Source organism: Bacillus sp. JJ1521 (assembly GCF_036965165.1).
In the GTDB taxonomy this organism is placed as follows: Bacteria; Bacillota; Bacilli; order Bacillales; family Bacillaceae_L; genus Ferdinandcohnia.
Window position 1 is genome coordinate 1 of record NZ_JBALOX010000237.1, and the last position, 7706, is coordinate 7706.

Here is a 7706-nt window from a genome sequence, read left to right on the forward strand (position 1 = left end):
CCCGTCCAATTGGACGGGTGCTTCTTTACGGAACGAGTAAAATTTTTTTATCAAAAAAATAAATCCTTTTTTAAATCTTTTCGTCATAAATAGTGAGGTGATAAAAATGCCCGAGGATCAGGAACTGATTGAGGAAGTCATGCAAGGTAGCCAGGCGGCGATGGAGGTTTTGAAGAGGAAATACTATAAACTTATCTATGCATTTGTTTATCGCAAAGTGGGAAACAAGGAAATGGCATATGATCTGACACAAGAAATTTTTATTAAAATGATGCAGCGAATCCAGTCATATTCATAGCATTAATGAAGGGGGAAGCGATGAACAAGACTGACGGAAATCCTCTTCATAGCCTTGATGAAGAGGAAAGCATGTCAAAGAATGAAGGAAATCCTTTTCATGGTCTTGATGAAGAGGAAAACGATGCACAAAAAATACCCTAATTCCTCGTCATAGTCTCGGTTTGCGGTCAATTTTCTCTTACCCAAACCCGAAAGGTCTTCATAGCGCTAACACAATCTCATTCCTCATAGCTTTGAATGAGATTTGCTATGTGTGCATAAGCACCGCCCGCCCGGAGCGCAGCCGTTACCATAATTGCTTCGGCAAGCTCCTCGCCTGTCGCCCCAAGCTTTATTGCATTTTTTGAATGAACATCTATACAGTATGGGCATTGTGTTGCGTTTGCAACTGCTACGGCGATGATTTCTTTAAACTTACTACTTAGTTTTCCTTCTTTAGTTGCTGTAGCACTAAATGCACCATACGCTTTGAAACCATCAGGGGCAAACTTTCCTAATTGTCCTAGATGTTTTAAATTAGAGCGGGCATAAAGTATATCGGAAGCCTCTTGTGTATTGGCATTATGTACATGCGTGCTGTGGGTCACAGCTCCCCCAGCTTCAACCGCCGCTACAACAAATACGGCTTCGGTTAACTCTTCTAATGATGCACCAGCTTTTTTTGCACCTTTTGTATGTGCATCAATACAATATGGACATTCTGTAACATGTGCTATCGCAACCGCAATGATTTCTTTTTCTTTCTTTGATAATACTCCTTCTTGCATAGCAGCCTTACCAAACGCATTATAGGCTTTTAACTGTTCTGGAGCAAGATCCTTAATTCTCGCAAAATGTTTTAGATTTTCTTTTGGATAAAAGCTTGTGGACATATGATAACCCCCTTTAGATTCAAGATAGTTTTACCATTATTTTTTAAAAGTATTCTTAGAGTTGGCGTTAAGCTTACCCATCAAATTCCCTCCCGCCCATGTATGATACCTAAATTACTGGAAAACCTAATGGCAAAATTACTTATTTAGGAAATGAGGGTTTATTGTGGCAAATGAGAAGAAGCTTCCCGAAACACCAGAGCCAATATGGAGGGTTGACGTTGATATTCCAGAATTTCCTTCGCTAGAGGAAGACCTTGAGGTAGATGTAGTGATTGTAGGTGGGGGGATTACAGGTTTAACCTCTGCTTATGTCTTAGTAAATGAGGGACTCAAGGTAGCCATATTAGAAGCGGATAAATTGCTTAATGGGACAACGGGGCATACGACAGCTAAGGTTACTGCACAGCACGGGCTAATCTATGATGAATTCATCACAAATTTCGGAAAAAGTACGGCGAGGCTTTACTATGAAGCAAACACAGATGCAATAAAATTTGTCCAAAAAACAGTGGAAGAGCACCAGATTGATTGTGATTTTAGCAACCAAGATGCAATCATTTATTCTACAACAGACGAGTACAAACAAAAGCTAGAAAACGAAGCAGAAGCCTATAAAAAAATTGGAATCGTTGGTGGACTTGAAGACAGTATTCCTTTTAAAATTGACACAAAAAACGCACTTGTCATGAAAAATCAAGCCCAGTTCCATCCGGTAAAATATTTAGCACATCTTGTTAAAATTATTAAAGAAAAAGGTGGACTTATTTTTGAGAATACCGTTGCGGTGAATGTTGAAACAGGAGAAAAGCCGGTAGTACTCACTCGCGAAAATAAGCGAGTTAAAGCTGGTTTTGTTCTCGCTTGTTCCCATTTCCCATTTTATGAGGGCACGGGTCTATATTCTGCAAGAATGAAAGCAACCCGATCATACATAGTCGCTACTAAAGTGAAGGAAAGTTACCCTGGTGGGATGTACATAAGTGCTGATAAGCCAACACGTTCACTACGATCAATGAAACATAATGGCGAAGAATATGTTTTAGCTGTAGGGGGCAGCCATCAAACGGGTGAACGAAATGACACAATGGAAGAGTACAATGCATTAGGCACTTTCGGAGAACAGGTATTTGAATTAGAAGATATTACCTACCGTTGGTCGGCGCAAGATCTTCAAACATTGGATAAAATTCCTTATATTGGGGAACTCACAACAGGTGAACCCAATATTTTAGTTGCTACGGGATTTCGTAAATGGGGGATGACAAACGGTACTGCCGCTGCCCTGTTATTCAGGGATATTATCCTGAAACGAAATAATCCATATCGTGACATGTATTCACCTGCTCGATTCTATGCACATCCGACATTGAAAAATTTCTTTGTTAACAATGCGAAAGTCGTTAAGCATTTAATTCAAGGAAAAATGGAAATCCCACAAAAAAATGTGGCTGACATTCCAAATGGGGAAGGTGCGGTGATTTCGATTGATGGACATCGAAAAGGAGCTTATAAAGATGAAAATGGTAAACTTTACATTGTAGATACAACCTGTACCCATGTAGGCTGTGAAGTTCATTGGAACAATGGTGAAAAATCATGGGATTGTCCTTGTCATGGATCTCGCTTCTCTTATTCAGGCGAAGTTTTAGAAGGTCCAGCAGAAAAGCCTTTGCAGCAATACGACTATACAATGCTGGATAACCTTACATCGGAGGATTCCGGGTATTAAAAAAAAATAGGTTTTTAGAAGGGAATCCAAATGGGGGAGCCTTGAATTTAAGGGCTCCTTTACATGTTATAGGTACTTGTAAAAAAATAAAATGCTTTTCTAAACCAAATAACATTGCTATTTTTTTTTACATCTGTTATTATAAAGAAGAATTATTTTTGTTCTTATTCAGATTAAGAAATATCTTTTGTTTTTCGTCTAAGGTATTTGAACAAGGATAGTAACATATGTGTGGACAGTCACACTAGGAGGCAATTTAACATGGAACAAGGTAAAGTTAAGTGGTTTAACGCAGAAAAAGGTTTTGGATTCATCGAGCGCGAAGGTGGAGACGATGTATTCGTACATTTCTCAGCAATCCAAGGCGACGGCTTCAAATCTTTAGACGAAGGTCAAAGTGTAACATTTGATGTAGAACAAGGACAACGTGGTCCTCAAGCTTCTAACGTTCGTAAAGCTTAATAAGAACCATCGTTAGCAAAGGGGTGTACCGATTTCGGTATACCTCTTTTTTAATGCAGATCTACAATTAAACAAAGCAGGTACAACTTGTATCTCTACCTATTCCAATTTCTTAATACCACTGTTTGTGTGGGTGCCACTCTGGCTCCTGACATAATAGTCAGTTCATATTTAACTCCATCATTCAGAAGTTCCGCAACTTTGTTACTCGTTACGTGTTTAACAATGGATAGGGTCTCTACTTTTTTTCCTTCCTATATGAGATAGTCAACAACTGCATCATGGAATTTTTCAGGTTCTATTTATACCATTTGTTCCAATCATCTAACTCGAACCGAATTATATTGCCTCGTTTAAACAAAAGATTTTACAAACCTTTTAAACATATATAATCTCCTATTTNNATTTAATATAATAGAAGTTGAAATAAATGAAAAGGAAGTAAACGATGAAAAGAAAATTTGTACTTACTGGTCTTGTGATTGTTATCATTTTTCTTATGTTATTCGGAACCTATAAACTAATGAATTCAAGGTCGTTCCAATTATTTGGCGGTCTAACACAGCAGGTTGAAACCAATCAAAAGGTAATTGCTCTGACCTTTGATGATGGTCCATCTGAAAAAGTAAACGAAATCCTACCGCTCTTGGAGAATTATAATGTGAAGGCGACGTTCTTTTTAATTGGACAAGATATCGAGAAATTTCCTGAAGAGGCAAAGAATATTGTGGAAGCGGGTCATCAGGTTGGAAATCACACGTATTCCCATAATCGCATGGTCTTCAAGGAACCATCCTATATAAAAGAAGAAATCGAAAAAACGGATCAACTTATTCGTGGGGCAGGGTATAACGGGGAAATTGACTTCCGTCCACCAAACGGAAAGAAGCTCGTAGGTTTACCTTACTACCTTAACAAGCAAAACAAAGACACCATCACGTGGAACATTGAACCGGATAGCTACCACACAACACCTGTGGATATAATAAATTACGTGAAAAATACAATCCAACCTGGATCTATCATCCTGCTGCATCCAATGTATGATGATATCGATAAAGTACTTGCAGAAATTGAAGGGATTATCCAAACGCTTCAAAAAGAAGGCTATACTTTCGTAACTGTTAATGAGCTTCAAGGGTTGTAGTTTCAGTTTGGTAAACCGGATTAATTCAATTAAACAGATACAAAAAAAGAACCATATGAATTGGTTCTTTTTTCGTTCTTAGACACCCATTTTTCTGCGGGTATTGCTTGGCTTTTTTGTTTGCTGGCTTTTCATTTTTTTTGTTGAAAGATCAGCATTCATTTTTCCTTTACCTGAAGAGGACTGATTCTTTTTGTTTTCAAGCTGTTGCTTCATAGCTTCTTGCAAGCTGATTTTCTTTTTTGGTGCTTCGGATTGATTGTTCTCAGTCATAGGAAATTCCACCTTTTTGAATATGTAGTTAGTCCAGTATAATCTATTTTCGCTTAATATGAAAGAAGGGTTAAAGTAAAAGGTTTGAAACCTTCATATTTTGAATCGTATATGTGGTATGACACAAAGCAGAGGCAGATATATTGTAAAAAGGTTTAATTGTCCTTTCTTTAATAGCATTATTATTTCTTGGTGCTTGTTCCATCCTTAAGGATGGAAATAATACTGTCGCATATGTGCAAGAGGCAACAGACTATGTAAATTGAGTCAGTACGTTTATTAACTAGGCTTCAACCCTAACAGAGCAGGCTGTTATTGATGAACTGGCTAGAGTGGATCTTGAGACGATGCTAACAGGAATGCAAGATGATATGGAAACATTCAACTCGTTATAGCAACCAGAAATGCGTCAGACCTTCATCAGCAAATAGTCGATTATAACTAACAACCGGAAGAAGGCATTTATTTTAGAAAATATTGAGAATGGATAGTTTGATCAGTTCTACTTGGGAATAGTGAGCTATTCATAAACCTACAGGAAATTATGAGTAACATCGATTATATAAAACAATTTATTAACTGGTTCGGGAGACGGAGAGAAAACATTAAATATCATAGTTATTGGAGTATGAATTAGCATTTAATTTCGTACTCCATTTTTTATTGAAATAACATCAAATTATTTGTTTTGACAAGCGAAATAACACTTAAATTAGCATAGCAATTAACTCTATTACTATATTTATTGTAACCTTTTCTAAAATCCAGGTTAATAAGGTTGTTATACGTTCAACTGATTTTCTTTTGTAAATTTTTTGACGTAACTTTTGGAATTTTATGTTAAAATAAAAATATTGTTTTATGTATATTCAACTAACGAAGATGGATTGTTGAAGAAGTGATTTCGCTGACTAAATAAATAAGGAGGAGGTAATTTTTGAAAAGAACCATAATAGGTGGATTTTTAATGTTAGGTGGATTATTAGTTACTTTAATAATTATTTTATCTGGCTCTATATATGCAACCAGTATTACTGCTTGGTCAGGGGATTCTAAATTATGGTATGCCATTTTTGGGGAAAAGCTATATGACGATGAACCTATACAGTCATTATTTCTTGGTTTCCCATTTATAGTTGGATTATTGTTGACAGTTATTGGGCTTGGAATATTAGGGAACGAATATTATAAAACTTTTAAGAAGCAAAATTTATAATTAGATTTTCCTCTTAAACATACGGTGCTTTAGTTGTGCAAGTAGATATAACAAAAATACAGCAAAAAGACTAGAAAAAAATCCTAGTCTTTTTGCATTGCTAAATTTATTGAAAATTATGCTGCTTGATAGGTCCAATAATAGTCTTAGGATCCCGTTGATCCCCAAATGGAACAGTTTTCGCTCTTTCTAAAAGTGGTGATGGAAGGAGATCCAAATGAAGTATTCTTTAGCAATAATCAAATGCTACGCTCATTAAAATTAAAGCCGCCAATTAACTCACAAATTTCTGCAGAATTAAATGAATCGGGGTTTCCACGTGTGTCAAATTGGAACACATTCAATAAACAAATCATCTTAAATGATGATGAATATGCTAAAGTATCTGAAAAGATTATTTAACTATGAGCAATCATAACAGAAAGTATAATTATTTATTAATCCAACGGGTTCAGTTACCTAATTAATAAAAAAGGTACCGTACCCGTTCGCTTTTCTTAGTGTGGACCTATTCTTGCCTTTTCTTTTTTCTGAGGACAATCCATACAATTAATATAACAACAATTGGAATAAGGATTGGTGATAATCCAATAACGAATACCACTAGACTTGAAAAAACAGATATGATTCCGTTAATCGTATCGATAAATAGACTTTTAGCTTTTTGCCATGTATTTAAGGACTTGTTGTCCTTGATGGAATCAATTTTAACTAATTGCTCTTCCAGATGAATTGTTACAGTTGAATAGTCAACATTATTTTGTAAAAAGTTCATTCTTCCTAAAATTTGTTCTTTCTCTTCTTGGACCCTTGCAAGATCATTTGATATTTTTAAAAGGTCCTCTGTTTTTTCGGCTTGATCCATTAAGGTCAGTAGCCTTTTTTCCACTGCTTCTTTTGCCTTTAATCGTGATTCAAGGTCCACAAATTCCTCTGTTACATCGTTACCGGATATATTTTTCTCTACAACTTTTATACTGTTTTTTTCGATATCATTTATATAGGATTGGAAATGGGACTGTGGAATTTTAACAATAATGGTACCATTAATAGATTCCGTTCCATTATCATAGGTCGATGATTCCACCACATATCCACCAAGCTTAATTGCATTTTGTTGAATTTCCGCTTCCACTGAACGAAATTCTTTTACTTGGATGGACAAATTTGCATGGTAAATAAACATACGGTCTTTCTCAATGTGAACGCTTCCATTGCTATTTACTTTATTTTCAGTAACTGTTTCATTATCCATCATTTCTTCTTTGCTCACGTCTTTACTCATTTCAGTATACGGCCCATCCATAGTGGCGCGATCTGCTTTACTTTCTGAACTTTGGTTACTGCATCCAGTTAGCAATAATAGAAGTAGCACGAGCAATTTTAAGAAAAGTTTGCCTCTCATCTTCAATTAGCCCCCTTAGGTCTTTACCCATTAGACGGATTATAAAAGAAATTGTTTCAATTTGGTTTCATTATGACTAGTCTATATATCATAAACACCCAGAAATCTACTGGCTTTTATATTGCTAGTTAATGTAATTTTTAGGTAATATAAAATTAGGACATGTCTGTTATAATTTTTTTATGATACATTTTAAAAAAAAAAGAGGGGAGAGAACTATGAAGGATTTACAAAGTTACATACCTATAATTAAGTTTTTCGGGCAATTTCTTGGTACTGATGCAGAACTTATTTTATAT

At 35.8% G+C, this 7706-nt stretch carries 10 protein-coding genes; 7 read left to right on the forward strand and 3 right to left on the reverse strand.

What is annotated here, in order from left to right; all coding sequences use genetic code 11:
* The first annotated feature begins 106 nt into the window (after positions 1–106).
* Positions 107–298, forward strand: a complete 192-nt coding sequence (locus V7147_RS23295) for an RNA polymerase sigma factor (RefSeq protein WP_335370183.1) — start codon at positions 107–109, stop codon at positions 296–298.
* Between the two features lie 20 nt (positions 299–318).
* Positions 319–441: a hypothetical protein gene (locus tag V7147_RS23300; RefSeq protein WP_335370184.1), complete on the forward strand. Its 123-nt coding sequence runs from the start codon at positions 319–321 to the stop codon at positions 439–441.
* 77 nt (positions 442–518) lie between these two features.
* On the opposite strand, the gene V7147_RS23305 is transcribed toward V7147_RS23300, so the two are convergent.
* Positions 519–1172: a carboxymuconolactone decarboxylase family protein gene (locus V7147_RS23305; protein WP_335370185.1), complete on the reverse strand. Its 654-nt coding sequence runs from the start codon at positions 1170–1172 to the stop codon at positions 519–521.
* Positions 1173–1338: 166 nt separating this feature from the next.
* On the opposite strand from V7147_RS23305, the gene V7147_RS23310 reads away from it, so the two are divergent.
* The 3 genes from V7147_RS23310 to V7147_RS23320 all read left to right on the forward strand — a co-directional run bounded on the left by V7147_RS23310 (position 1339) and on the right by V7147_RS23320 (position 4513).
* Positions 1339–2904, forward strand: coding sequence for an FAD-dependent oxidoreductase (locus V7147_RS23310; protein WP_335370186.1), 1566 nt, complete (start codon positions 1339–1341; stop codon positions 2902–2904).
* A 261-nt stretch (positions 2905–3165) separates the two neighbouring features.
* Positions 3166–3366, forward strand: coding sequence for a cold-shock protein (locus V7147_RS23315; RefSeq protein WP_010283135.1), 201 nt, complete (start codon positions 3166–3168; stop codon positions 3364–3366).
* A 448-nt stretch (positions 3367–3814) separates the two neighbouring features.
* Positions 3815–4513: a polysaccharide deacetylase family protein gene (locus V7147_RS23320; protein ID WP_335370187.1), complete on the forward strand. Its 699-nt coding sequence runs from the start codon at positions 3815–3817 to the stop codon at positions 4511–4513.
* Positions 4514–4591: 78 nt separating this feature from the next.
* Here V7147_RS23320 and V7147_RS23325 read toward each other — a convergent pair whose 3' ends face one another.
* A complete protein-coding gene (locus V7147_RS23325; RefSeq protein WP_335370188.1) occupies positions 4592–4786 on the reverse strand; it encodes a hypothetical protein in 195 nt (64 codons plus the stop codon).
* 937 nt (positions 4787–5723) lie between these two features.
* Between V7147_RS23325 and V7147_RS23330 the strand changes: the two genes are divergently transcribed.
* A complete protein-coding gene (locus V7147_RS23330) occupies positions 5724–6002 on the forward strand; it encodes a hypothetical protein (protein WP_335370189.1) in 279 nt (92 codons plus the stop codon).
* A 168-nt stretch (positions 6003–6170) separates the two neighbouring features.
* Positions 6171–6404, forward strand: coding sequence for a hypothetical protein (locus V7147_RS23335; protein ID WP_335370190.1), 234 nt, complete (start codon positions 6171–6173; stop codon positions 6402–6404).
* A 106-nt stretch (positions 6405–6510) separates the two neighbouring features.
* On the opposite strand, the gene V7147_RS23340 is transcribed toward V7147_RS23335, so the two are convergent.
* Entirely contained in the window at positions 6511–7407 is an 897-nt protein-coding gene (locus V7147_RS23340) for a DUF4349 domain-containing protein (RefSeq protein WP_335370191.1), read from the reverse strand.
* Positions 7408–7706 lie beyond the last annotated feature (299 nt).

What these genes read in the sequence shown, in the direction of transcription:
- V7147_RS23305 (WP_335370185.1), bottom strand. Translation starts at nt 1,172, where the DNA reads ATGTCCACAAGCTTTTATCCAAAAGAAAATCTAAAACATTTTGCGAGA.
- V7147_RS23315 (WP_010283135.1), top strand. Translation starts at nt 3,166, where the DNA reads ATGGAACAAGGTAAAGTTAAGTGGTTTAACGCAGAAAAAGGTTTTGGA.
- V7147_RS23300 (WP_335370184.1), top strand. Translation starts at nt 319, where the DNA reads ATGAACAAGACTGACGGAAATCCTCTTCATAGCCTTGATGAAGAGGAA.
- V7147_RS23320 (WP_335370187.1), top strand. Translation starts at nt 3,815, where the DNA reads ATGAAAAGAAAATTTGTACTTACTGGTCTTGTGATTGTTATCATTTTT.
- V7147_RS23340 (WP_335370191.1), bottom strand. Translation starts at nt 7,407, where the DNA reads ATGAGAGGCAAACTTTTCTTAAAATTGCTCGTGCTACTTCTATTATTG.
- V7147_RS23335 (WP_335370190.1), top strand. Translation starts at nt 6,171, where the DNA reads ATGGAACAGTTTTCGCTCTTTCTAAAAGTGGTGATGGAAGGAGATCCA.
- V7147_RS23325 (WP_335370188.1), bottom strand. Translation starts at nt 4,786, where the DNA reads ATGACTGAGAACAATCAATCCGAAGCACCAAAAAAGAAAATCAGCTTG.
- V7147_RS23295 (WP_335370183.1), top strand. Translation starts at nt 107, where the DNA reads ATGCCCGAGGATCAGGAACTGATTGAGGAAGTCATGCAAGGTAGCCAG.